This window comes from Thioalkalivibrio sp. ALJ4, assembly GCF_000377225.1.
GTDB lineage: Bacteria > Pseudomonadota > Gammaproteobacteria > Ectothiorhodospirales > Ectothiorhodospiraceae > Thioalkalivibrio.
This window is the reverse complement of record NZ_KB897917.1, coordinates 981,973-1,005,000: the sequence shown is the minus strand read 5'-3', so window position 1 is coordinate 1,005,000 and position 23,028 is coordinate 981,973. Positions and strand designations below refer to the sequence as shown.

Annotated in this window: 26 protein-coding genes (1 of these 26 only partly in view); 16 read left to right on the top strand and 10 right to left on the bottom strand. The window is 66.9% G+C overall.

Annotated features, from left to right (window positions below; translation table 11 throughout):
* A protein-coding gene (gene tyrS / locus C936_RS0104770; RefSeq protein WP_018175379.1) for a tyrosine--tRNA ligase crosses the window boundary here: on the bottom strand, positions 1-341 show its 5' portion. It extends 868 nt beyond the left edge of the window; the window shows 341 of its 1,209 coding nt (coding positions 1-341); the start codon lies at positions 339-341; its stop codon lies off the left edge, out of view.
* A 181-nt stretch (positions 342-522) separates the two neighbouring features.
* Between tyrS and C936_RS0104765 the strand changes: the two genes are divergently transcribed.
* Positions 523-1,653 (top strand): anhydro-N-acetylmuramic acid kinase, encoded by a 1,131-nt coding sequence (locus C936_RS0104765; RefSeq protein ID WP_026278813.1) that lies wholly within the window; start codon positions 523-525, stop codon positions 1,651-1,653.
* A 66-nt stretch (positions 1,654-1,719) separates the two neighbouring features.
* Here the strand turns inward: C936_RS0104765 and erpA are convergent, their stop codons facing one another.
* The 4 genes from erpA to argC form a co-directional block, all read right to left on the bottom strand.
* Positions 1,720-2,100 (bottom strand): iron-sulfur cluster insertion protein ErpA, encoded by a 381-nt coding sequence (erpA, locus tag C936_RS0104760; RefSeq protein ID WP_018137831.1) that lies wholly within the window; start codon positions 2,098-2,100, stop codon positions 1,720-1,722.
* 121 nt (positions 2,101-2,221) lie between these two features.
* Positions 2,222-2,656 (bottom strand): polymer-forming cytoskeletal protein, encoded by a 435-nt coding sequence (locus C936_RS0104755; protein WP_018175377.1) that lies wholly within the window; start codon positions 2,654-2,656, stop codon positions 2,222-2,224.
* Complete coding sequence (locus C936_RS0104750) at positions 2,653-3,321, bottom strand: DUF6776 family protein (RefSeq protein ID WP_018175376.1); 669 nt, start codon at positions 3,319-3,321, stop codon at positions 2,653-2,655. The genes C936_RS0104755 and C936_RS0104750 overlap by 4 nt, the downstream gene beginning before the upstream one ends.
* A 105-nt stretch (positions 3,322-3,426) precedes the next feature.
* Positions 3,427-4,482: an N-acetyl-gamma-glutamyl-phosphate reductase gene (gene argC / locus C936_RS0104745; protein ID WP_038038420.1), complete on the bottom strand. Its 1,056-nt coding sequence runs from the start codon at positions 4,480-4,482 to the stop codon at positions 3,427-3,429.
* Between the two features lie 102 nt (positions 4,483-4,584).
* Here argC and C936_RS0104740 point away from each other — a divergent pair, with 102 nt between their 5' ends.
* A complete protein-coding gene (locus tag C936_RS0104740; RefSeq protein WP_018137835.1) occupies positions 4,585-5,100 on the top strand; it encodes a peroxiredoxin in 516 nt (171 codons plus the stop codon).
* A gap of 36 nt (positions 5,101-5,136) precedes the next feature.
* Entirely contained in the window at positions 5,137-5,655 is a 519-nt protein-coding gene (locus tag C936_RS0104735; RefSeq protein WP_018649256.1) for a CopD family protein, read from the top strand.
* Between the two features lie 10 nt (positions 5,656-5,665).
* Here the strand turns inward: C936_RS0104735 and ptsP are convergent, their stop codons facing one another.
* The gene (ptsP, locus tag C936_RS0104730; protein WP_018137837.1) at positions 5,666-7,933 is read right to left on the bottom strand and encodes a phosphoenolpyruvate--protein phosphotransferase; all 2,268 of its coding nucleotides are present in this window, start codon (positions 7,931-7,933) and stop codon (positions 5,666-5,668) included.
* A gap of 20 nt (positions 7,934-7,953) precedes the next feature.
* On the bottom strand, positions 7,954-8,520 hold the full coding sequence (locus tag C936_RS0104725) for an RNA pyrophosphohydrolase (protein WP_018137838.1): 567 nt from the start codon (positions 8,518-8,520) through the stop codon (positions 7,954-7,956).
* A gap of 447 nt (positions 8,521-8,967) precedes the next feature.
* Here C936_RS0104725 and C936_RS0104720 point away from each other — a divergent pair, with 447 nt between their 5' ends.
* A complete protein-coding gene (locus C936_RS0104720; protein ID WP_018137839.1) occupies positions 8,968-9,654 on the top strand; it encodes an HAD family phosphatase in 687 nt (228 codons plus the stop codon).
* On the opposite strand, the gene C936_RS0104715 is transcribed toward C936_RS0104720, so the two are convergent.
* A complete protein-coding gene (locus C936_RS0104715; RefSeq protein ID WP_018175373.1) occupies positions 9,647-10,093 on the bottom strand; it encodes a hypothetical protein in 447 nt (148 codons plus the stop codon). The two genes, C936_RS0104720 and C936_RS0104715, sit on opposite strands and share 8 nt — an antisense overlap.
* A gap of 83 nt (positions 10,094-10,176) precedes the next feature.
* On the opposite strand from C936_RS0104715, the gene thiD reads away from it, so the two are divergent.
* The 4 genes from thiD to C936_RS0104695 all read left to right on the top strand — a co-directional run bounded on the left by thiD (position 10,177) and on the right by C936_RS0104695 (position 13,855).
* Positions 10,177-10,965 (top strand): bifunctional hydroxymethylpyrimidine kinase/phosphomethylpyrimidine kinase, encoded by a 789-nt coding sequence (gene thiD, locus C936_RS0104710; RefSeq protein WP_018175372.1) that lies wholly within the window; start codon positions 10,177-10,179, stop codon positions 10,963-10,965.
* Positions 10,955-11,599 carry a thiamine phosphate synthase gene (gene thiE, locus C936_RS0104705; protein ID WP_018175371.1) on the top strand — a complete coding sequence of 215 codons (645 nt, stop codon included), beginning with the start codon at positions 10,955-10,957 and terminating at the stop codon, positions 11,597-11,599. The genes thiD and thiE overlap by 11 nt, the downstream gene beginning before the upstream one ends.
* A gap of 75 nt (positions 11,600-11,674) precedes the next feature.
* Positions 11,675-12,952, top strand: coding sequence for a glutamate-1-semialdehyde 2,1-aminomutase (hemL, locus tag C936_RS0104700; RefSeq protein ID WP_018175370.1), 1,278 nt, complete (start codon positions 11,675-11,677; stop codon positions 12,950-12,952).
* 84 nt (positions 12,953-13,036) lie between these two features.
* Positions 13,037-13,855 (top strand): sulfite exporter TauE/SafE family protein, encoded by an 819-nt coding sequence (locus tag C936_RS0104695; RefSeq protein WP_018175369.1) that lies wholly within the window; start codon positions 13,037-13,039, stop codon positions 13,853-13,855.
* An 898-nt stretch (positions 13,856-14,753) separates the two neighbouring features.
* Here C936_RS0104695 and C936_RS0104690 read toward each other — a convergent pair.
* A complete protein-coding gene (locus tag C936_RS0104690; protein WP_018175368.1) occupies positions 14,754-15,671 on the bottom strand; it encodes an NAD-dependent epimerase/dehydratase family protein in 918 nt (305 codons plus the stop codon).
* Between the two features lie 6 nt (positions 15,672-15,677).
* Complete coding sequence (locus tag C936_RS0104685) at positions 15,678-16,775, bottom strand: LLM class flavin-dependent oxidoreductase (RefSeq protein ID WP_018175367.1); 1,098 nt, start codon at positions 16,773-16,775, stop codon at positions 15,678-15,680.
* A gap of 75 nt (positions 16,776-16,850) precedes the next feature.
* Here C936_RS0104685 and C936_RS0104680 point away from each other — a divergent pair, with 75 nt between their 5' ends.
* The 8 genes from C936_RS0104680 to hisG all read left to right on the top strand — a co-directional run bounded on the left by C936_RS0104680 (position 16,851) and on the right by hisG (position 23,028).
* The gene (locus tag C936_RS0104680; protein ID WP_018649255.1) at positions 16,851-17,492 is read left to right on the top strand and encodes a hypothetical protein; all 642 of its coding nucleotides are present in this window, start codon (positions 16,851-16,853) and stop codon (positions 17,490-17,492) included.
* A gap of 81 nt (positions 17,493-17,573) precedes the next feature.
* Positions 17,574-18,407, top strand: a complete 834-nt coding sequence (locus C936_RS0104675) for an ABC transporter ATP-binding protein (protein ID WP_018175365.1) — start codon at positions 17,574-17,576, stop codon at positions 18,405-18,407.
* Entirely contained in the window at positions 18,400-19,182 is a 783-nt protein-coding gene (gene mlaE / locus C936_RS0104670) for a lipid asymmetry maintenance ABC transporter permease subunit MlaE (RefSeq protein ID WP_018137785.1), read from the top strand. Before C936_RS0104675 ends, mlaE begins: the two co-directional genes overlap by 8 nt.
* Before the next feature lie 32 nt (positions 19,183-19,214).
* Complete coding sequence (gene mlaD / locus C936_RS0104665; RefSeq protein ID WP_018137784.1) at positions 19,215-19,673, top strand: outer membrane lipid asymmetry maintenance protein MlaD; 459 nt, start codon at positions 19,215-19,217, stop codon at positions 19,671-19,673.
* 21 nt (positions 19,674-19,694) lie between these two features.
* Positions 19,695-20,363, top strand: a complete 669-nt coding sequence (locus C936_RS0104660; RefSeq protein WP_018175364.1) for a phospholipid-binding protein MlaC — start codon at positions 19,695-19,697, stop codon at positions 20,361-20,363.
* Positions 20,356-20,682 carry a lipid asymmetry maintenance protein MlaB gene (locus C936_RS0104655; protein ID WP_018137782.1) on the top strand — a complete coding sequence of 109 codons (327 nt, stop codon included), beginning with the start codon at positions 20,356-20,358 and terminating at the stop codon, positions 20,680-20,682. The genes C936_RS0104660 and C936_RS0104655 overlap by 8 nt, the downstream gene beginning before the upstream one ends.
* A gap of 102 nt (positions 20,683-20,784) precedes the next feature.
* Complete coding sequence (gene murA / locus C936_RS0104650; RefSeq protein ID WP_018137781.1) at positions 20,785-22,044, top strand: UDP-N-acetylglucosamine 1-carboxyvinyltransferase; 1,260 nt, start codon at positions 20,785-20,787, stop codon at positions 22,042-22,044.
* 333 nt (positions 22,045-22,377) lie between these two features.
* Positions 22,378-23,028 carry an ATP phosphoribosyltransferase gene (hisG, locus tag C936_RS0104645; RefSeq protein ID WP_012981793.1) on the top strand — a complete coding sequence of 217 codons (651 nt, stop codon included), beginning with the start codon at positions 22,378-22,380 and terminating at the stop codon, positions 23,026-23,028.

Sequence of the window (23,028 nt, the reverse complement as noted above, 5' to 3'; positions counted from 1 at the left end):
GGATCCAGGATACGAAAGACCTGATCCCGATAGGTCGCGGCGTTGCGTTCGATATCCTCGGAGGAGAGCGGCGGACGAGTGGCATTCTTGCCCGACGGATCGCCGATCCGTCCGGTGAAGTCGCCAATCAGGAAAATGATGTGGTGCCCAAGGTCCTGCAGCTGCCGCAGCTTGTTGATGAGCACCGTGTGCCCGAGATGCAGATCGGGGGCCGTGGGATCAAAACCCGCCTTGATCCGTAACGGCCGCCCCTCTTTCAGGCGTTCGCGCAAATCCTCTTCCAGCAGGATCTCGTCCGCCCCGCGGCGAAACACCTCCAGCTGATCGTCCAGTTCCATCATCTCTCTCGCCTTTGGCGAACCGGGCACCGGGAAGCCGGGCCTGCGACCGATACCGTTCCGCTCTAGAATGCGTGCGTTCGTGAATAACGAGCGCCCGGAGGGCGCGCGCAAAGGGCGCAAGGATACCTTGCGCCCCGCAACGAAGCGAGATGGCTACGCCACCGACAAGGGACGCACGCGAATGACTCAGCGGTTGATTGGATTGATGTCCGGCACCAGCCGAGACGGCGTGGACGCCGTCCTGGTCGAGATTGAAGGAGACGGCTCGCTGCGTACCGCGGGTCATTGCCACCTGCCATACCCGGATGCACTGGAGGAGGACCTCGCTGCCGCCGCGACCGCCGAAGCACTGCGCTTCGAGCACCTGGGCACACTGGACGCCCGGGTCGGGCTGTTCCTGTCCCGCGCGGTCCAGCAACTACTGGGATCCACCGGCCTGAAGGCCCAGGACATCCTGGCCATCGGTTCGCACGGACAAACGGTCCACCACGCACCCGGCGCCGACCCCGCATTCACCTGGCAGATTGGCGACCCATTCCGGATCGCCGAAGCCACGGGCATCGACGTGATCGCGCACTTTCGCCAACGCGACCTCGCGGCGGGCGGCGAGGGGGCTCCGCTGGCCTGCGCGTTCCATGCCGCCTGGCTGGGCCACCCCTCCGAGACACGCGCGATCTTGAACCTCGGAGGGATCGCCAATCTGACCTGGCTGGAGCCGGGCCAGCCGGTACGCGGATGCGACAGTGGACCCGCCAACACCCTGATGGACGGGTGGACCCGACGGCACCTGGGTCAGCCTTATGATGCCGACGGCGCCTGGGCGCGCACGGGACACATCGACCGGCCACTACTGGAACAGCTCCTGGCGGACCCGTACTTTCAGCGCCCTGCCCCAAAGAGCACGGGGCCCGAGCATTTCTCGCCCCACTGGCTCCGCCAGGTTGGCGGCGAACGGCTCGACCGCCTGAACACCGAGGACGTTCAGGCCACCCTGGTCGAACTTACGGTGGAGGGGGTGCGGCTGACGCTCGAATCCCTGCGCACAACCGCACCCGATCGCGTCATCGTCTGCGGCGGCGGCGCCCACAATGGCTACCTGATGGAACGACTGCAAAGCCAGCTGGCCGGCAGCACGGTCGAGACCTCCGAACACCACGGAACCCCCCCTCAGCAGGTGGAGGGGGCCGCCTTTGCCTGGCTGGCGTATCGCCATCTGCAACACGAGGCCGGCAACCTGCCGGAAGTCACGGGTGCCCGTGGGCCACGCATCCTCGGCTGCCGGATCCCCGGACGCGCACCGGAATCCACATAAAAATACGCACAAAAAAGGCCCGACCGAAACGGCCGGGCCCTGACAATGCGATAACAGCCCTGGACGTCAGACCGAGAAGCTGGACCCGCAACCGCAGGTGGTCGTGGCGTTCGGATTGCGAATCACGAACTGCGCGCCCTCCAGACCCTCGGTGTAGTCGATCTCGGCACCCGCGAGATACTGAAAGCTCATCGGATCGATCAGCAGGGTCACCCCTCCGTTCTCGACCACGGTATCGCCGTCGCCCACCGTCTCGTCAAAGGTAAAACCGTACTGGAAGCCGGAGCAACCACCACCACTGACGAACACCCTCAGCTTGAGGTTGTCGTTGTTCTCCTCCTCGATCAGCCCCTTCACCTTGTTCGCGGCGGCGTCACTGAAGATCAGCGGGCTCGGGATCTCCATGTCCATGTCTGCCTCGGTATTGGACGTCATGGCTTCGGACATTGGGTGCCTCCTGTAAGAATCATTTTCATTCACGCTACGGAATACTGACCGTCAGCGTCAAGAATACCCCACGAATGATGCTGGGCCACCTTTGGCGAAACGCGGGTCGCACCGGCCACCGTCAGGAGACCGCAGTCTGCGGCTCACCCTGCTCCACGGGCAGCTCCTCGAGTTCGCCCTGCAGCGGCTCTTCCATTCGCTCGAGCTGGCCGTCGATACTCGCACCCTCGGTGATCTGCAGACTCTTGTAGTACAGATGCCCGTGCAGCCGCGCGGTCGCACCGAGTTCGACGTACTCGCTCATATGCATGTCGCCGCGCACTTCGCCGTTCACGACCAGGTGCGGCACCATCACCTGCCCCTCGACGACCCCCTGGGGAGCGACCATCAGAACGGCGGAGGGATCACTCGGCGCACGAATGCTGCCGACCACGCGCCCCTCGACATACAAGCCCCCGCTAAACTCCAGCTCGCCGCGCACCACGGCGTTCTCCCCAATCATGGTGTCGACCCGGCGCGTCCGCTTGCTGCCGCGCCCCTTTTTGCGTCCGATCATGCCCCTTCTCCCGCCATGCGGCCCCACTCTCCGCGCTTCATGACTGCGTCGGGGCCATCGTCTTCATCGGGCTCCACCCTAACGGCTACAGCTTCCGGGGTGAAATCCTCCGGCAATACAACGCGTACGCGCGCGTTTCGCAGCAACCGGAAACCCTCGATTGTACGTTCCTGCTCCACGCCCAGGTCATCGTGATCGAGGGTTGTATCTTCATCGTCCCCCTCGAAACGCCCGGTAATCTCTACCGACCAACGCACATCCAGCGACCGGTTCAGGCCCGGTCGGTAGATCTGAAACACGACGTCCCAGACCCCGGACTGGCCTGTCTCCTGCAACGCCAGGTCGCGCAAGCCCAGACTCGAGTCATCATTGTTTTCCGCCAGTCGCTCGTAGAACGCCACTTCATCGCGCAACCGTGCGAGCTCGGTCTCCTGACGCTCGACATCGTCGCGATAGGCATCGACCTCGGTCTCCAGCAGCGACAGCCGCCGCAGCGCACGCTGCTGCTCGGCCTCTGCCTGCTGACGCGCCTCGACCTCGCGCTGCAGTTCGTCCGTCAGGGCATCAATGCGTACCTGGGGGTCAATCACGCCCTCGTCCGGCCAGTGCATCCACAACCAACCGCCGATCCCGGCCACCAGCAGAAAAGGCGCCAGCAACAACACGCCCAACCCCCAGCGCCGCCGACGCTGTCGCACCGGCCGTGGTGGCGGGATCCGGGGGCGGCGTCGCGGCACCGGCGTCGGGAGCTTGGACATAAGGCAACCGAGCTAAGGGAAGACCGCCAACTCGCGCAACCCCTCGTCCTCCGGGCAATCGAACATGAGGTTCATGTTCTGTACGGCCTGCCCGGCCGCCCCCTTGACCAGGTTGTCGATCACCGACAGCACCACCAGTCGATCCGAGTGCGGCGGCCGTGCCACCGCGATACGGCAGCGGTTGGTGCCCCGCACGCTGGCCGTTTCGGGATGCGATCCCGGCGGCAGGACGTCGACGAACGGCTCATCGGCGTAGCGTTGCTCGAAGCAAGCCTGCCAGTCGGTCTCGGACTGTCGCGGCCGCAGATAGAGGGTTGCATGGATGCCGCGCGTCATCGGCACCAAGTGCGGCTGGAAGATCAGCCCGACCTCGCCGCCGGCCACACCACTCAGGGTCTGATGAATCTCCGGCCAGTGCCGGTGACCGCCGGCCGCGTAGGCGCGGAAGTTCTCTTGCACCTCGGCGAACAGACCGCCGATCTGCGCCTTGCGCCCCGCACCGCTGACCCCGCTCTTGGCGTCCGCAATCACGTCGGCCGGGTCGATCAGGCCCTGCTCCAGCAGCGGCAGGAGACCAAGCGTCACGGCCGTCGGGTAGCAGCCGGGGACGGCAATCAGCCGCGCCGGCCGGATCCGGTCACGATGAATCTCCGGCAGGCCGTAAACGGCCTCGTCCAGGTATTCCGGGGCCCCGTGCGCCTGCCCATACCAGCGCGCCCACAGTTCCGGGTCGCGTATACGAAAGTCGGCCGAGAGATCGATGACCCGCACTCCGCGCTCCAGCAACGCACCGGCCATCGCATGCGCCACACCATGCGGCGTGGCAAAGAACACCACATCACAATCGCCCAGCACATCCGGATCCGGCTCGCGAAAGACCGCGTCCACCGCCCCGCGCAGACTGGGGAACAAGTCGGCTACGGCCGTCCCGGCCTCGCCGCGCGAGGTCACCACCGCCAGTTCCGCCGAAGGGTGCCGGGCCAGCAGGCGCAGCAACTCCACGCCGGTGTACCCGGTCGCACCGACAACCCCGATGCGGATAGGTTTGCTATTGGTTGTTGCTGTCATGCTGCGGCATGATACCGGGTTACCACATGGCACGGAACGAAGGCCCACTCAGGCCAGTCGAAACCGGCGAATCATTCGAACCCAACGGGAACCTCTGTATCCATGAGCAGCTTTCGTATCGACCGCAAGGCCATCATTGGCGGCATCTTCATCCTGGCCCTGATCGGGGTTGCCCTGGCGATCTGGCTGACCGATGACGGCATGCGCCCGGCGCCCGACTTTACCGCCACCACCCTCGATGGCGAGGAGGTCTCGCTGTCGGATTACGAGGGGCGCCCGGTGATGATCTCCTTCTGGGCCACCAACTGCCCATCCTGCGTGCGCGAGATCCCGAAGCTGATTCACCTGCACGAGACCTATGCCGAGAAGGGCTTCGAGCTGCTGGCGGTCGCCGTCTCCTATGACCCGATCAACCGGGTGGAGTCGATGCGCGAGGACCGCGAGATGCCCTACAAGGTGATCCACGACGCTGAGGACGGCATGTCGCAGGCCTTCGGAGGCGTGCGCCTGACCCCGACCACCTTCGTGATCTCGCCCGGCGGCCGCATCGTCTACCAGAAACTGGGCGATCCGGACTTCGAGCAGATCGAACGCCACCTGCAGCGCTGGCTGTCCTGAGCCAGCCACCACCGGCACCCCTGGGAGCTCTGAAGCATGGAAGCCTACAACTGGCTGCTCAGCCTGCACGTGATCTTCATGGTCACCTGGTTCGCCGGGCTGTTCTATCTGCCAAGGCTGTTCGTCTATCACGCGATGACCGACGACGCCCTGGGTCACGAGCGCTTCAAGATCATGGAGCGCAAGCTGTTCTACGGGATCATGACGCCCGGCGGGGTGCTGACTATCGCGTTTGGCGGGGCCATGCTGGCCCTGATCCCGGGGTATCTGAACGAGCCCTGGATGCACTTCAAGCTGACGCTGGTGGCCTTGCTGGTGATTTACCACATCTGGTGCGGCTGGATCGTGCGCGACTTCCGGGATGATCTGAACCGTCGCGAACACACCTGGTTTCGCTGGTTCAACGAGTTTCCGGTGCCGATCCTGGTCGGGGTGGTGGTGCTGGTGATCAACCGCTCCATCGAGGATGCATTGATCGCAATCGGGGTCGTGCTGGCGATCTTTGTGCTGGCCGCACTGATCGGCTGGTGGAAACGCCGGCGCGAGGCCGCCTAACGCAACCGAATCAGTTCTTCCCCGCGCGCACCAGCCCACCGAGCCCGGCCTGCACCAGGGCATTGTTCAGCAGCGAGCGGATCTGCTCCGCGTTCTCCAGCATGCGGCACTGGGCCAGCAGCGCCTCGGCGCGATCCGTGGAGAAGCTGCGGATCACCCATTTCACCCGCGGGATTGCGGAAACACTGACGCTGAGGCTGTCGATCCCCATCCCCAGCAGCAGGATCACCGCGGCCGGATCGGCCGCCATCTCGCCACAGACACTAACCGGCTTGCCCGCCCGGTGGGCCCCGTCGGTGATGGTTTCCAGCGCGCTGATGCAGGCCGGGTGCAGGGTGTCATAGAGGCTGGCCACTCGCGCGTTGTTGCGATCCACCGCCAGCAGGTACTGCACAAGGTCATTGGTCCCCACCGACAGGAAGTCCACGCGCCGCGCCAGCGTCTCCGACAGATAGACCGCGGCCGGGACCTCGACCATCACCCCGACCTTGGGCATCGGGATCATGAACCCCTCGTCCAGCAACTCCTCGCGGGCGCGGTTGAGCAGGGTCATCGCCCCCTTCAGCTCGTCCAGCGCCGAGATCATCGGGAACAGGATCTGCAGGTTGTCGTGCGCACAGCTCGCCTTGAGCATCGCGCGCAGCTGGGTCAGGAAGATCTCCGGGTGGTCCAGCGAGATACGGATGCCACGCCACCCCAGGAACGGATTGTCCTCCTTGACCGGAAAATACGGCAGCGCCTTGTCGCCGCCGATATCCAGCGTGCGCAGCGTGACCGGCATCGGATCGAATGATGCCAGCACCTGTTCGTAGAGCTGGACCTGCTCTTCCTCCCCGGGGAAGCGGTCGCGAATCATGAACGGGACCTCGGTGCGATAAAGCCCCACGCCTTCGGCCCCGGACTCCAGCGACGGCTTGATATCGGCCAGCAACCCGGAGTTCGCCAGCACCGGGACCGCCACACCGTCACGGGTGGCCGCCGGGTCCTTGGCCAGGGCCCGCAGGTCCTCGGCGAGCTCGCGTTCCTCGCGCACCAGACGCTCAAACTCGGTGCGCAACTCCGCATTGGGGTTCACGAACAACCGGCCACGATAGCCGTCGACCAGGATCTCGCGGTTCTCCAGTCGGCCCACCGGCAGCTCCGAGACCCCCATCACCGCCGGGATGTTGAGCGCCCGCGCCAGGATCGCGATGTGCGAGGAGCCCGTGCCCTTGGCCGAGACCATCGCTCCCAGCCGCTCGATCGGCACCTCGGCCAGGTGGGATGCGGTCAGGTCATCACCCACCAGAATGCCGCCATCCGGGAATTCCTCCTGGCTGCGCTCGGCCGGCAACAGGTGCGACAGCACCCGCCGACCCAGGTCTCGCACATCGGACGCGCGCTCGCGCAGGTACGGGTCCTCCATGTCGTTAAACACGCGAACGCTCTCACGCACGGTGTCACGCAGGGCGGCGGGGGCCCACTGGCCGTTGCGAATGCGCGCCTCCGTCTTTTGCACCAGCGAGTCCGAGCCCAGCAGCATCAGATAGGCGTCGAACAGCACCTGCTCGTCCGCGCCAAGGGCCTCGCCCATGCGCTGCTTGAGATCCTCGATTTCGGTGCGCGTCTCGGCCACCGCCTTGGCAAGGCGTTCGAGTTCCTCGTCGACCCCGACCCCCTCGCGGTCCGGGATGGAGTCGAGATCCGCCAGCCGATAGGCGACCACGGCCCGGCCAATCGCAACCCCGGGAGACCCGGCGATCCCGGTCGCCTCGACATTGACGTGCCCAATCAGCGGGGTCTCGGAGGAGATCTCGTCGTTGAATTCCGCGTAGGCAATCGCACCGGCCAACTGCGCGGCCAGGGTAATCAGAAAGGAGACGTGCTCGTCATCGAACTTGCGCGCCTGGTGCTGCTGCACGACCAACACCCCCAGCAGGCTGCGCTGGTGGATGATCGGCACCCCGAGAAAGGCCAGGAAGTGCTCCTCGCCGGTCTCCGGGAAATAGCGAAAGCGCGGGTGATCCTGGGCACTGTCCAGGTTGACCGGCTCGGCGCGCGAGGCGACCAGGCCCACCAGGCCCTCGGAGGGGTCCATCTCGACATGTCCGATGGATTCCTCGCGCAGACCCTCCGATGCCATCAGCACCAGGCGGCCCGACTGCGGCGACTTCAGGTAGATCGAGCAGACGTCGATATCCAGCGCGGCCTTCACGCGGGTCACAATGATATGCAGCGCTTCGAAGAAATCGGCAGCGCCATTCACCTCCTGCACCACGCGGCGCAGGACCTCCAGCATCGAGGGGGGATTCGGGTTCGTCAACGTGGCGACACCGGGGAGACCTGTGACGGGGCCTGATCGCTGGCGTCACGTCCGTGGGCATTGCGCGGGCGCCGGGCTTCCAGTTCCGGGAACATCAGCGGCACCAGCTCGCACAGCGCACGGCGATAGACCTGGCGCTTGAAATGCACGACCTCGCGTGCCGGGCGCCAGTAATCGATCCAGCGCCAGTCGTCGAATTCGGGGGTACCCATCGCATCCAGGATTACGTCGCTCTCGTTGCCCATCATCCGTAACAGGAACCAGCGCTGTTTCTGGCCGATGCAGACCGGACGACGGTGACGTCGCACCATGCGCTCCGGCAGGCGGTAGCGCAGCCAGTGCTGGGTATTGCCGAGCACATCGACATGCTCGGGCAGCAGGCCCGTCTCCTCGCGCAACTCGCGGTACATCGCCTGCTCCGGCGTCTCTTCCGCGCGGATACCGCCCTGGGGAAACTGCCAGGCGTCCTGGCCCACGCGTTTGCCCCAGAACAGCTGGCGCTCCCGATTGCACAGGATGATGCCTACGTTGGCTCTATACCCCTCACAATCAATCACTTGCATCAACCAGACGCTTTCTTCACTGATTGCATTGTTCCACAGCCCGAGGCCCCGCGGCAAAGACCTTGGGAAACGCTGATGAATGTACACACTCGCGTTGGTACCCCAGGTTTTCCGAGACAAGGCGCGCCGTGCAGCGGGTAGTGGTTCTACCCACAAGCGGCGCAACGCAGGATCGGGGAACCTGAGGTACCAACCCCGCAAGCGATTGAATGCCGGGGCTCGGCCGCTTTTGCATGCGCACGGCGTTGCGGCTCCCTTGTGCAGAATGACTGCACGACAGTCGCCGCGCCTTGTTCGCAAGCAAAAGCGACTTGAGCGCGAGCGTGTACATCCATCACCGTTTCCCACGCATCCCCCGTGGCAGGACGGGCAAAGCTGCGTGCGAAGTCATGCCCCGGTAAACTCCCGCCGTCTTCCCAGCGCGACCTCTAATCCGCGGAGCGATCCATGAACCTGGCCCTGTTCGACCTCGACAATACCCTGCTCGCCGGCGACAGCGATCACGCCTGGAACCAGTTCCTGGCCGAGGTGGGTGCCGTGCACCCGACCTGTCACGCCGAGACCAATGACCGCTTCTATCAGGAGTATGTCGCGGGGACCCTCGACATCCACGAGTTCTGCCGCTTCGCGTTCAGCCCGCTGGCCGAGCACCCGCGCGCACAGCTGGAACAATGGCGGGAGCAGTTCATCGAGACGCTAATCCGCCCGATGATCGCCCCCGGCGCCAAGCGTCTGCTGGCCCGGCACCGGGAGGCCGGTGACGAGCTGGTGATCATCACCGCGACCAACCAGTTCGTGACCCAGCCAATCGCCGACATCCTCGGCGTGGATCACCTGATCGCCACCCTGGCGGAAGAACGCGAGGACCGGGAGTTCACCGGTGAGCTGACGGGCGTACCCTGCTTCCAGGAAGGCAAGATCGAGCGCCTGCGTCAGCACCTCGCGGATCACCCGGACCCCGAGGGCACCATCACGCAGGCCAGCTTCTACAGTGACTCGCGCAACGACATCCCGCTACTGGAGCAGGTCGGCCGCCCGGTGGCCGTGGACCCCGACCCGACTCTGGCCGCGCATGCCCGCGAACGGGGCTGGCCAGTGATCTCGCTGCGCGAGCCGGAAGGCTCGGTCAGCTGAACAGACCGGCCATCTGCTCCAGCCGCTGACCGGCCGGAGTATCCCCCTTGCCGGCGGCCACAACCGCATCGCGGTAGCCGGTCACGAGCTCCGGCACCACGGCCGTCACCTGCTTGCGGCGCAGACGCCCGGCGCCAGTGACCGGCCAGGTCGCGCGGAAGTCGCAGTTATCGAGCGCATCACAGACCCACAGGCTCCACTCGTGCCGCGTCACGTCGATCTCGTGCTGGCGGATCACCAGGCGATAGACATGCTCGGCATTCATGTCCGCCATGCCCACCCCGGGACCCACGTGCTCCACCTGCAGCTCGGCGGCGATCCGGTTGATCTCCTGCTCCAGCGCGGCCAGGGCCTGGTCGACCTCCGCGTTCAACGTACCACCCGCTTCGGCGGCGGCGACCAGAGGGCGGATGGACTCGACTTCGAACTCGTGGCTCATGCTGCGTACACTCCCGGGATTCGGAACAGGAACGCCCCGGGGGTGCCGGGGCGCGCGCAACCTTAGCACGGGAGCCCCCATTCATGAATCATCCCCCGATCGCGCTGACCATTGCCGGCTCCGACCCCGGCGGCGGTGCAGGCCTGCAGGCCGACCTGACCACCTTCACCCGCCTCGGGGTGCACGGGGCCACGGCCGTGACCGCGATCACCGTGCAGGACACCCGCAACGTGGTGGACTTCACCGTGCTGCCGCCGGAGCAACTGCGCGCCCAGATCGAAGTCACCCTGGCCGATCTCGAGGTCGCGGCGATCAAGATCGGCATGCTGGGCTCGGTGGAAAATGTCACCATCGTCTCCGCACTGCTGAACGCACACCCGCACATCCCGGTGGTACTGGACCCGGTGATGGTCGCCGGCGGCGGCGGGGCACTGGCCACCGAGGCGGTCGTCGACGCCACGCGCGAGGCCCTGCTGCCGCGCGCCACGCTGATCACCCCGAACGGCCCCGAGGCCGCCCGCCTGGCCCGCAGCGAGGACCCCGCGCAGTGGGGCCACCAGCTGCGCCAACTGGGCGCGCGCAACGTGCTGGTCACCGGCGGGCACGAGGGCACCGAACAGGACCCGATCATCAATCGCCTCTACCGCGAGGACGACCACGTGCGCCCGTTCGAGCTGCCGCGCCACCCGGCCGGCTTCCACGGCTCCGGCTGCACCCTGGCCGCGGCGATCGCCGCCTTCCTTGCCCGCGGCCGCGATATCGAACCGGCCGTGATCGAGGCCCAGGCCTTCATGAACGATGCCATCGCCCGTGGCTACGCCCCCGGCCACGGCCAGCACATCCCCAACCGCCTGTGCCCGCATGACGACTGACAGCCGAGCGCCCCTGCGCGGGCTTTACTTCATCACCCCCGCGGTACCGGAGGGCGCGGACCCGCGCGCGACCCACCTCGCCCATGCCGCGGCCGCGCTGCGCGGCGGCGCCAGCCTGATCCAGTTCCGCGACAAGGAGCTGCAAGGAGACGCGCGCGAGGCGATCACCCGCGAGCTGGTCGCCCTCGCCCACGCGCACGGGGCGCGCTGCATCATCAACGACGACACCGAGCTGGCCGCGCGCATCCAGGCCGATGGCGTACATCTGGGCCGCGACGACCCGGACCCGGCCGCGGCCCGCGCGCTCCTGGGGCCGAACGCGGTCATCGGGGTCTCCTGCTACAACGAGCTGGCGCGCGCCGAAGCTGCCGCCCGGGCCGGCGCCAGCTATGTCGCCTTCGGCACCATGTTCGCCTCCCCGACCAAGCCGCAGGCCGCCCATGCCGGGCCGGAGCTGATCCGCCAGGCACGCGCGGCCCTGGACCTGCCGATCTGCGGCATCGGCGGCATCACCCCGGACAACGCGGCGGAGGTGGTCGCGGCCGGGGCGGATCTGGTCGCCGTAATCCAGGGCATCAGCGCCGCGCCCGCCCCGGAGGCCGCCGCCCGGCGCATCAGCACACTGTTCGACTGACCACTTTGCACCGCCCGGCGGCCGCCGCTATGGTTGCCGGGCCTACCGATTCCATTGAACTACAGGGACACCGTCATGCAGGAAACCGAGCGTCTGTTCGAGGCCGCCAAGCAGCACATCCCCGGGGGCGTGAACTCCCCGGTCCGCGCGTTCAAGGGCGTGGGCGGTACCCCGATCTTCATGGACCGCGCCAACGGCGCCTACATGTGGGACGCCGATGGCCAGCGGTACATCGACTACATCGGCTCCTGGGGCCCGATGGTGGCCGGTCACGCCCACCCCGAGGTGATCGAGGCGGTGCGCGAGGCCTGCAACAACGGCCTGTCCTTCGGCTGCCCAACGCGGCTGGAAAACGACATGGCCGCAAAGGTCTGCGAACTGGTGCCGTCGATGGACCTGGTGCGCATGACCAACTCGGGCTCCGAGGCCACGATGAGTGCGATCCGGCTGGCACGTGGCTACACCGGGCGCGACCGCATCGTGAAGTTCGAGGGCAACTACCATGGCCATGGCGACTCCCTGCTGGTGAAGGCCGGCTCCGGCGCCCTGACCCTCGGCCAGCCGAGCTCCCCCGGCGTGCCGAAGGAGCTGGCCGCCCTGACCAGCACCCTCACCTACAACGACGCCGATGGCGTGCGCGCCTTCTTCGCCGAGAAGGGCGACGAGGTCGCCTGCATCATCGTTGAGCCGATCGCCGGCAACATGAACTGCATCCCGCCGGAACCGGGCTTCCTGGAGACGCTGCGCGAGGTCTGCGACCAGCACGGCGCGGTGCTGATCTTCGACGAGGTGATGACCGGCTTCCGCGTCTCGAAGAACTGCGCCCAGGGCTATCTCGGCGTCACCCCGGACCTGACCACGCTGGGCAAGATCATCGGCGGCGGCATGCCGGTGGGGGCCTTCGGTGGCAAGCGCGCGATCATGGAACACCTCTCGCCGCTGGGCCCGGTCTACCAGGCCGGCACCCTGTCCGGGAACCCGATCGCGATGACCGCCGGGCTCAAGACCCTGGAGATCCTGTCCCGTCCGGGCTTCCACGACGAACTGGAGCAGCGCACCAAGAAGGTCGTCGCGGGCTTCGAGGACGCCGCGCGCGAGGCCGGGGTCGCCCTGACCACCAACCAGGTGCCGGGCATGTTTGGGCTATTTTTCTCGGACCGGAAGGTCACCGACTTCGCCGGCGCCACCGCCTGCGACACCGCCGCCTTCGGCCGCTTCTTCCACGCGATGCTGGGCGAGGGCATCTACCTGGCGCCCAGTGCCTTCGAGGCCGGCTTCATGTCTAACGCCCACTCGGACGCGGACCTCGACGCCACCGTCGAGGCCGCCCGCAAGTGCTTCAAGGCGCTCTGAGCGCCTGCCCCGTTTCTCCGGCCCGGCCGGCTCCATGCTTGCCGGCCGGGCCCTACCTGACGGCCTCACCCTCACGCCCCGAACATGCTTGAGGCCCTGACCCAGTCACCGTTGGCGCTGGCGCTGCTATTTGTGCTTCTGGGCCTGGTTGCCGGCATCCCGGCCGGGATGTTCGGCATTGGCGGCGGGCTGATCCTGGTGCCAGTGTTCGTCGCGATCTTCAGCCTGCTGGCCTTCGACTCGGCCAGCCTGGTACAGCTCGCGGTCGGCTCCTCGCTGGGCGCGATCATCCCCACCGCGATCCTGTCGGCCCGTGCCCACCACCGCCGCGGCGGGGTGGACGGCACGGCCGCGCGCCGCCTGCTGCCGGGGATTATCGTCGGGGCCCTGCTCGGGGCCTGGCTGGCCACGCGCATCGACTCCGACCACCTGGGCCGCATCTTCGGCGCCTTCGAGGTTGCGATCGGGATCTGGATGCTGCTCAACGTTCAGCCGCCGAAGGCGCCCGTGCCGAGGCGCAGCGTCTGGCTGGGCGGCGGCACCGTAATCGGGGCCGTCTCCGCGCTGATCGGCATCGGCGGCGGCACGCTGACCACGCCGTTCCTGGTCAGCCAGGGACTGGAACTACGCCGGGCGATCGGCTCGGCCGCGGCCCTCGGCGTGCCGATCTCCATCGGCGCGAGCCTGGTGTTCGCCCTGCCGCAGTGGACCGATCCGGCCTACCAGGCGCCAGAATGGGCGCTGGGGTATCTCTACCTGCCGGCCATCCTCGGCGTGGTCATCGGCACAGCCATCAGCGTGCGCGCGGGCGTCTGGCTCACGCATCACCTGCCCATCGCCATCCTCCGCCGCGGCTTCGCCGGCGTCCTGATCCTCGCCGGTATCCTGATGCTCCTGCGCTAGTCCAGCTCATCGCAGCGCCCCCATGCGCGACCACGCGGCCCTGTGCCTCCGCCTGCCTTGTTGAGGCTGGCCTTAGCTCGGCATCCGGTGTTTACGTGCCCTCGTCCGGCCGCCTGCCAAGCGCTCACTCGCGAGCGCGCCGCGAGGCACTTTCTTGCTTGCCCAAGAAAGTACCCAAAGAAGGGCACCCGGATTCCGCCCGGGAACCTTGCTCCAGGGCCCTTGGGCCGGCGGCGCTGAAACTCGCTGCGCCTTTGGCTCCGCTCAGACAGTCAGCGCCCCCGTTTTTATTTTGAATCGTCCGTCCCGAGGACCCTTCCGCAAGGGGCTTCATACGGGGGGATGAAGGTCAAGACAACGGCGATCCAGACGTTCGTGGCAATGGTTGAAGGCTAGGTGTTCCGACATCCTGGGCACGCGCGGCCTTCGGCCCTGGCGTGCCGCGCCCGCCAGCGGGCGCCAGATCCCATCGTAGGATGCGGATGAGCGAAGCGAATCGCATCAGGGTTGCCACGGCGTTGGAACGGTGCGTTCCGCGGCGCTCAACGCACCCTACGGCGTACGGAATAGGCAGAAGCGCTGGGATACCGTCGGTTTTGACTTTCCCTCCCGATATGAGCCCCTTGTGGAGGGCGTGACAGGCCGGACGATTCAAAATAGACACGGGGCGCTGACTGTCTGAGCGAAGCGAGTTTCAGCGCCGCCGGCCTGGCGCGTCCGGAGCAAGGTTCCTGGGCGAATCCCGGGCGTGTTTCTTGGTTACTTCTTTGCACGAGCAAAGAAGCCCGTTTTTGATCAACAACGGCCGCGGCGCGCTCGCGAGTGAGCGCTTGGCAGGCGGCCGGACGAAGGCACGTAAACACCAGAGGACGAACCGGGGTCAGCCTGAAAAGACGGACTACCGACGAAGGCGCTCCAGGCACTCGGGGGTGGAGACCCGGGGTGCCCAGCCGAGGTGCTCGCGGGCGCGCGAGCAGTCCATCTGGAGGGCGCCGTCGAGGCCCTGGACCCATCCGGGATCGCCGGCATGGCGGGTGAATCGCCAGGCCAACGGGTGAATCGCCCGGATCAGGCCCGGGGGCACCGGGATGCCCCAGCGGCGCCGGTGTAGCGCCATCCGGCGCATGGACCAGACGGGCTCGGCCCCGAGGTTGAAGATGCCCTCCGCCTGGCGCGTGACCGCTCGTACCACGGCGTCCGCGGCGTCGTCCTCCCACAGGATCTGCACCGGCACCTCGGCGCCACCCGGATACACGCGACTGCGCGCAACCTGGCGCAGCAGCGGGTGGGCATGCGGCCCGACGATTGCCGGGGGCCGGAGGATGCAGGTGGTCAGATCGGGATACTGCACGCCGACCGCCAGCAGGGCCTGCTCGGTGGCGACCTTGTCCTCGGCGTACGGGAAGCGCGGCCGCGCCGGGCTGCGCTCGGTCAGCGGGCGCGGCGAATTCGGCCACGGCCCGTAGACCGCGGCGCTGGAGAGGAAGACGATCTGGCGCACACCGGCCGCGGCGGCTGCCTGAAAGACGTGGCGGCTCAGCTCGACATTCTGCGCACGCACCCAGTCGCGGTCGCGGCGCCGGCGCCCGCCCTGCCCACCCATCAACTGGAAGGCGAGGTGGATCAGGCTGTCATGCCCGGCCAGGTGTTCCGCGCCGAGATCCGCGAGATCGGCTTGTAAAGGGGTCGTATGCGCGTTCGCCACAACCGGGCGGCGGTCGATCGCGGTAACAGACCGGATACCTTCGGCGGCGGCCAGGGCCGGAACAAGCACCTGGCCCAGGCGCCCGGCGGCGCCGGTCACGGCGACCCGCATGGACGGCTATCCAGCCGTGCCGGTGGCGCCCGGGGCGCGTTCGGCAAAGGCCGGCATGACCTCCTCGGCAAAGCAGTCCATGGACTCCAGCGCGAGTTCGTGGGGCACGGCTCCGGCCCCGAAGGCCAGCAGGACCTGGTCGACCCCCGCCTCGCGCAGCCCCTCGATGCGCTCGCGACACTCGGCGGGCGTGCCGACCAGCGTCATGCCCAGCATGTCGAGGATCTTCAGGTTGATCCCGGCCTTGACCAGATGGCGGAAACGGCCCAGCGAACGGTAGTAGTCGTAGCCCTCGATCAGGCGCTCCAGCACCGGCAGGGTCTGCTGGAACATGTGGCGATAGAACCACTCGAAGGCGGGCTTGGCCTCGCGGCGGGCGCGCTTGCCGTCGGGCAGGCACAGCACCCCGAGGGTCATCCCGACGCGCGGCGGGTGGGCGATGTCGGTGCGCGTCGTGTCACAGGCTTCGTGGTACAGGCGGATGTCCTCACGGATCATCTGCCAGGGCTTGAACGGACCCGCCAGCGCGCCAATGCCCTGCTCGGCGGCCCAGGTGAAGGACTCCGGGCTGACCGCGGCGGTCCAGATCGGCGGGTGCGGGTCCTGCACCGGGCGCGGCATCACGGGCACGTCGTCCAGGTGATGGAACGGGCCGTCCTGGGTGATCCGACCGGTGGCGAAGGCCTGGCGCAGCGCATCCAGTCCGGCATCGACCCGCGCGCGGGACTCGCTCATCTCGGCGCCGAATGTGGCATATTCGCGCGGCGAGAAACCGCGCCCGATGCCCAGGTCCAGGCGCCCGCCGGAGAGCTGGTCGAGCATGCCGACCCGCTGTGCGACCCGCAGCGGGTGGTGGTAGGGCAGCGGGACCACGCCGAGGCCCAGACGCAGGCGTTCGGTGCGCTGGCTGGCCGCGGCCAGTACCAGATCCGGCGCGGTGCTGTGGGAGAATTCCGGCATCAGGTGGTGTTCCACCAGCCAGGCCGTGCCGTAGCCAAGACGGTCGGCCTGCTCCCACAGGGCCAGGGTCCGGTCGATCACCTCGGTCTCGGAGGTCTGCAGAAACTCCGGGACCGAGAGCTCATGAAAGAGGTCGAAGCGCATGGCATCAACTGTGCCGCGCGCGCGTTGGGGATACAAGCAAGCCCGTCAGACTACGGTTGAACGAAGGACACGCGGATGTCGAAGGATCAACAAGCGCTGGAGCTGCAGGCTGCCGGGGTCGCGGGCCCCGGTGAGCCCTGGTGGGAGACCTTTTTCCCGGACGACCTCCCGACCGACTGGCAGCTGGAGTACTACACCCACCATCACAGCCGTCTGTTGCTGCCCGCCACTGCCTGGGCGGCACCGGGTGAAGGCCCGTTCGGGCCCTGGGCCGAGGCGGTCCCCGCCAAGCTGCAGCTGACACTGGAGTGGCCCGGGGGTCTTCCGCCGGAGGCGGGTGCGGCCGCCCTGGCCCGAATCGAGAACGACCTGGGTGAGACGCTGCAGGGTGTGGCCCTCGGTGTCATGGGTGCCGAGGATACCGCCGCCGTGGAGGCGGCACTCGAGGCCGGCCACGTGAAAACCGCCGTGCTGACCGGACCTGCCGAGGCACACACACTGCCGGGCACCCGCGAGGCCCTGTGGTATCCGGGCCGAGACGGCGCTGGCCTGTGGCAGATCGAACCGGAGGCGGACCTGGACCCGATGGGGTGGCGCGCCTTGGTGGAGGCCCTGACCGCGGCCGGCGGCCAGGGTCCAACACCCGTGTTCCTGAGAGCGAGACCGGATCGACTTTCCGAGTTTCGCACCATCGCCCAGTTGCTGGGGGTGGGATGAACTACCCCCAAACCGGTTTGACCGGGCATCGGTCCCGCGCCAGACTCCCGAGTCCCATAGGCCGTACGGCAAGAGGTGCCCGTGGCTGAGCCGGTCGCCGAAGACAGTCCACATATCGTCATCGAGAACCTGCGCTTCCGGCGCGGGCGCAAGGTGATCTTCGAGGACCTGTCCATGCGCATCCCGCGCGGGCAGGTGACCACGGTCATGGGCCCGAGTGGCAGCGGCAAGACGACCCTGCTGCGCCTGATCGGCGGCCAGCTGCGCCCGGACGAAGGCCGCATCTGGGTCGACGGCCAGGAGGTCGCACAACTCTCGACCCGACGCCTGTACGCCCTGCGCAAACGCATGGGCATGCTGTTCCAGAGCGGGGCCCTGTTGACCGATCTCTCGGTGTTCGAGAATGTCGCCTTCCCGCTGCGCGAGCACACCGACCTCCCCGAGGACGTGCTGCGCACCCTGGTGCTGCTCAAGCTCGAGGCGGTGGGTCTGCGTTCCGCGCGCGACCTGGACCCTGCCTCGCTGTCCGGCGGCATGGCGCGGCGCGTGGCGCTGGCGCGCGCGATCGCGCTGGACCCGGACCTGATCATGTACGACGAACCCTTTACCGGCCTGGACCCGATCACCATGGGCCAGATCGTGACCCTGATCAGGCGCACCAACCAGAGCCTGGGGCTGACCAGCGTACTGGTCTCGCACGACGTTACCGAGGCCATGACCATCTCCGATCACGTGGTACTGATTGCCGATGGCCGGGCAGTGGATGCCGGGGCACCCGACGACCTGCGTGCCCGTGCCTCCGACTGGAGCGCACAGTTCCTCGAGGGCCGCCCCGATGGCCCGGTTCCGTTTCATTATCCCGGCGACAGCTACCGCGAGGATCTGCTCGGGGTACGGGAGCGGCGCGATGATTGACGGAATTGCCTCGCTGGGTCGCAGCTCGCTGAATGCCCTGGTGGTCTTCGGCCGCGCGTTCCTCTTTCTGCTCCAGGTGCTCGCCAGCCTCGATATCGTGATCCGGCGGTTCGGGCTGACAGTGGTGCAGATCTATTCGGTGGGCGTGCGCTCGCTGCTGATCATCATCGTCTCCGGACTGTTCGTCGGCATGGTGCTGGGCTACCAGGGATACATCACCCTGGTGAACTTCGGTGCCGCAGAGGCCCTGGGCGGCGTGGTCGCCCTGTCGCTGGTGCGCGAACTGGGCCCGGTGGTGACCGCACTGCTATTCGCCGGTCGCGCGGGCTCGGCACTGACGGCCGAGCTGGGCCTGATGAAGACCACCGAGCAGCTCTCGGCGATGGAGATGATGGCGGTGAACCCCTATCGCCGCATCTTCGCCCCGCGCTTCGTGGCCGGATTCCTCTCCATGCCGCTGCTGGCCGCGATCTTCAGCGCAGTGGGCGTGATGGGCGGTTACATCGTCGGCGTGGGCATGCTGGGCGTGGACAGCGGCGCGTACTTCTCGCAGATGCAGTCGGTGACCGACTGGAACGAGGATGTGCTCTCCGGCGTGATCAAGAGCATTGTGTTCGGCTTCGTGGTGACCTGGATTGCCGTATTCCAGGGCTTCAACGCGATGCCGACCTCCGAGGGCATCTCGCGCGCGACGACCCAGACCGTAGTGGTCTCCTCGCTGGCGGTGCTGGGCCTCGATTTCATCCTGACCGGGCTGATGTTCGGCACGGGCTGACCAACCAGGGTTTTCCTAGGCAGGTGGCAACAATGAAGGTACGTTTCTTCGAACTGGCGGTCGGCGTGTTTGTGCTGCTGGGTGTGGCGGCACTGTTCTACCTGGCGATTCAGGTGAGCAACGTGACCGACTACCACGACCGGGACACCTACACGGTGACGGCCTACTTCGACAACATCGGCGGGCTCAAGACGCGCGCGCCGGTCACGGTCTCGGGCGTGCGCATCGGGCGCGTCGCGGATATTCGCTATGATCCGGAGCAATTCCGCGCCGAGGTCACGCTGGCGATCCGCGCCGAGCATGACTACCTGCCCATGGACACGCAGGCCGCGATCCATACCGCGGGACTCCTGGGCGAGCAGTACATCGCCCTGGAGCCTGGCGGCGACTACGACACCTTGCAGGACGGTGATGAGGTGATGTTCACCCAATCCGCACTGGTCCTGGAGAACCTGATTGGCCGTTTCATGACCAATATGGGTAGCGACTAAACCCGAACCGGGGACGACACGATGAAGACATTGCGATTTCTGGCGCTGCCGGCGCCGCTCTGGCTGCTCCTGCTGCTGGCCCTCCCGGGTGCCGCGCAGGCGGAGAACCCCACCGAGATCATCAAACAGTCCATCGACGAGGTCTACGAGAAACTTCGGTCGAACGAGGACCGTGCCCAGGAAGATCCGGATTTCGTGATCGGCGTGATCGAAGACAAGATCCTGCCCGGCGTGGATGTCGAAGGCATGTCCCGGCTGGTGCTGGCGCGACACTGGCGCGACGCCTCCAGCGAACAGCGCGAACGCTTTACCAAGGCCTTCAAGAACACCCTGCTGCAAGCCTACGGCGTGCAGCTGGCGGACCACCTGGACAAGGATATCCGCGTAATCGAGCGCCGTTCGCGCCAGGATGACCGCATGGCCGTCGTTGCAACCGAGATCGTCATGGGCTCGGGGCAATCGAACTTGCAGGTCAACTACCGCCTGCGGCCGGTAAACGGGGAGTGGAAAGTGTTCGACGTCGAGGCCGAAGGCCTCAGCTTTGTCGGCAACTTCCGCAACCGCTTCAACGAGGAAATCAACCGCAATGGCCTCGACGCGCTGATCGAACGCCTCGAGGACGGCGACCGCGAGCTCGTCGATGACGCGATGGAAGGCATCGCCGACGAGGTCGACAACGGCGATGGCTGACGCCCGCCTGCACGCAACACCGGAGGGGCTCGCCCTCTCCGGCACGCTGACGCTGGCCACGGTTCCGGGCCTCGAGTCCCGCATTCGCGCCCTGCTCCCCGGGCTGCCCGCTCGCGCGCGGGTGGATCTCGGCGAGGTGACCCGCATCGACTCGGCGGGCGTGGCGCTGCTGGTCACCCTCTGGCGCCGTGTGCACGAACAGGGTGGCGAACTGGGTTTCCACTCCATCCCGCAGGGCCTGGCACCCCTCGTTGAACTCTACGATCTGCAATCGGTGATCGCCGACTCGGTTCCCGCGGCGCAGACCAACGCGGCCTGACGCCCGCCCCGCGACCGGAAACGCGCGCGCAGCGGGCAGATTCGTTATCATGGCGTGTTTCGCACGGGCCATGCTGGACCCTGCGACCGACCCGGGCTTTCCATGGACAAGCTGATCATCACCGGAGGCCGCCGCCTGGAGGGGCAGGTCTGGATCTCCGGGGCCAAGAACGCGGTGCTCCCGATCCTGTCCGCCACCTTGCTGGCGGACGGGCCGATGACCATTGGCAACGTCCCGCACCTGCAGGACGTAACGACCACCATGGAACTGCTCGGCCGCATGGGCGTAAGCCTGACGGTCAACGAGCGCATGCGCATCGAGGTCGATCCGACCACCCTGACCCAGTGCGTGGCCCCGTATGACCTGGTCAAGACCATGCGCGCCTCCATCCTGGTGCTGGGGCCCCTCCTCGCCCGCTTCGGCGAGGCCGAGGTCTCGCTGCCGGGTGGCTGCGCGATCGGTTCGCGCCCGGTCAACCTGCACCTGCGGGGGCTGGAGGCGCTGGGTGCGGAGATCGACGTCGAGGGGGGCTACATCCACGCCCGCGCCAAGCGCCTGAAGGGTGCTCGCGTCGTGTTCGATCAGGTCACGGTCACCGGCACCGAGAACCTGCTGATGGCCGCCACCCTGGCCGAGGGCGAGACGCTGATCGAGAACGCCGCGCGCGAGCCGGAAGTGGTCGACCTGGCGGACTGCCTGACGGCGATGGGTGCGAAGATCCAGGGCGCTGGGACCGACACCATCCGCGTGCAGGGTGTCGAAAACCTGCAGGCCTGCGAATACGACGTAATGCCGGACCGCATCGAGACCGGCACCTTCCTGGTCGCGGCGGCGGTGACCCGCGGGCGCGTGCGCTGCCGCAATACCCGCCCGGAGCTGCTGGATGCGGTGCTGGCCAAGCTGGTCGAGGCCGGGGCGCGCATCGAGACCGGCCCGGACTGGATCGAACTGGACATGGAAGGACGTCGCCCGAAGGCGGTCAATCTGCGGACCGCGCCCTTCCCGGCCTTTCCAACCGACATGCAGGCCCAAATGATGGTGCTGAACACCGTCGCCGAGGGCACCGGGTCGGTCGTGGAGACGGTCTTCGAGAACCGCTTCATGCATGCGCTGGAACTGCAGCGCATGGGGGCGGACATCACCATCGAGGGCAATACGGCGATCGTCAAGGGCGTCGAGCGACTGGTGGGCGCGCCGGTGATGGCGACCGACCTGCGCGCCTCGGCCAGCCTGATCATCGCCGGCCTGGTGGCCGAGGGCGAAACCGCGGTCGATCGCATCTACCACATCGACCGCGGCTACGAATGCATCGAGGAAAAACTGAGCCAGATCGGCGCGGGCATCCGCCGCGAGCCGGCCTGACGCCTAGGGAAACACTGATCAATGTACACACTCGCGTTGGTACCCCAGGTTTTCCGAGACAAGGCGCGTCGTGCAGCGGGTAGTGGTTCTACCCGCCCGTTTCTGATTGATTCGGGGCGCAACGCAGGATCGGGGAACCTGGGGTACCAACCCCACAAGCCATTTAATGCGGGGGCTCGGTCGCTTTTGCGCGGGAACGGCGTTGCGGTTCCCTGGTGCAGAATGACTGCACGGCGGTCACCGCGCCTTGTTCGCACGCAAAAGCGACTCGAGCGCGAGCGTGTACATTAATCAGTGTTTCCCTCACAAACGCGAGACAGACCGACACCCGACATGATGGATCCCAACGCCCTGACCATCGCCCTGTCCAAGGGACGCATCCTCAAGGACACCCTGCCGCTGCTGGCCAGCGCCGGGATCGAACTCCTGGAGGACCCGGACAAGACGCGCAAGCTGATCCTCGACACCAACCGCGAGGACGTGAAGATCGTGGTGGTGCGGGCGACCGACGTCCCCACCTATGTGCAGCATGGCGCGGCAGCAATCGGTGTGGCCGGCAAGGACGTACTGATGGAGCACGGCGCGGCTGGACTCTATGAACCGCTGGATCTGCGCATCGCCGCATGCCGGCTGATGCTGGCCGGACGCCCGGGCCAGCAGCCGGACCCGCAGCAGCGCCTGCGCATCGCCACCAAGTTCGTGAACATCACGCAGAACTACTTCGCCCAGCAGGGCCGCCAGGTCGAGATCATCAAGCTCTACGGCTCGATGGAACTGGCGCCGCTGGTCGATCTGGCCGACTACATCGTGGACCTGGTCGACACCGGCAACACGCTCAAGGCCAATGGCCTGGAGCCGCTGGAACTGATTACCCCCATCAGTTCCCGGTTGATCGTGAACCAGGCAGCCATGAAGATGCGACATAGAACTATTCAAAATCTGATCGAGGGCCTGCGCGAGGCCGTCACGCCCGCGACGACGTAA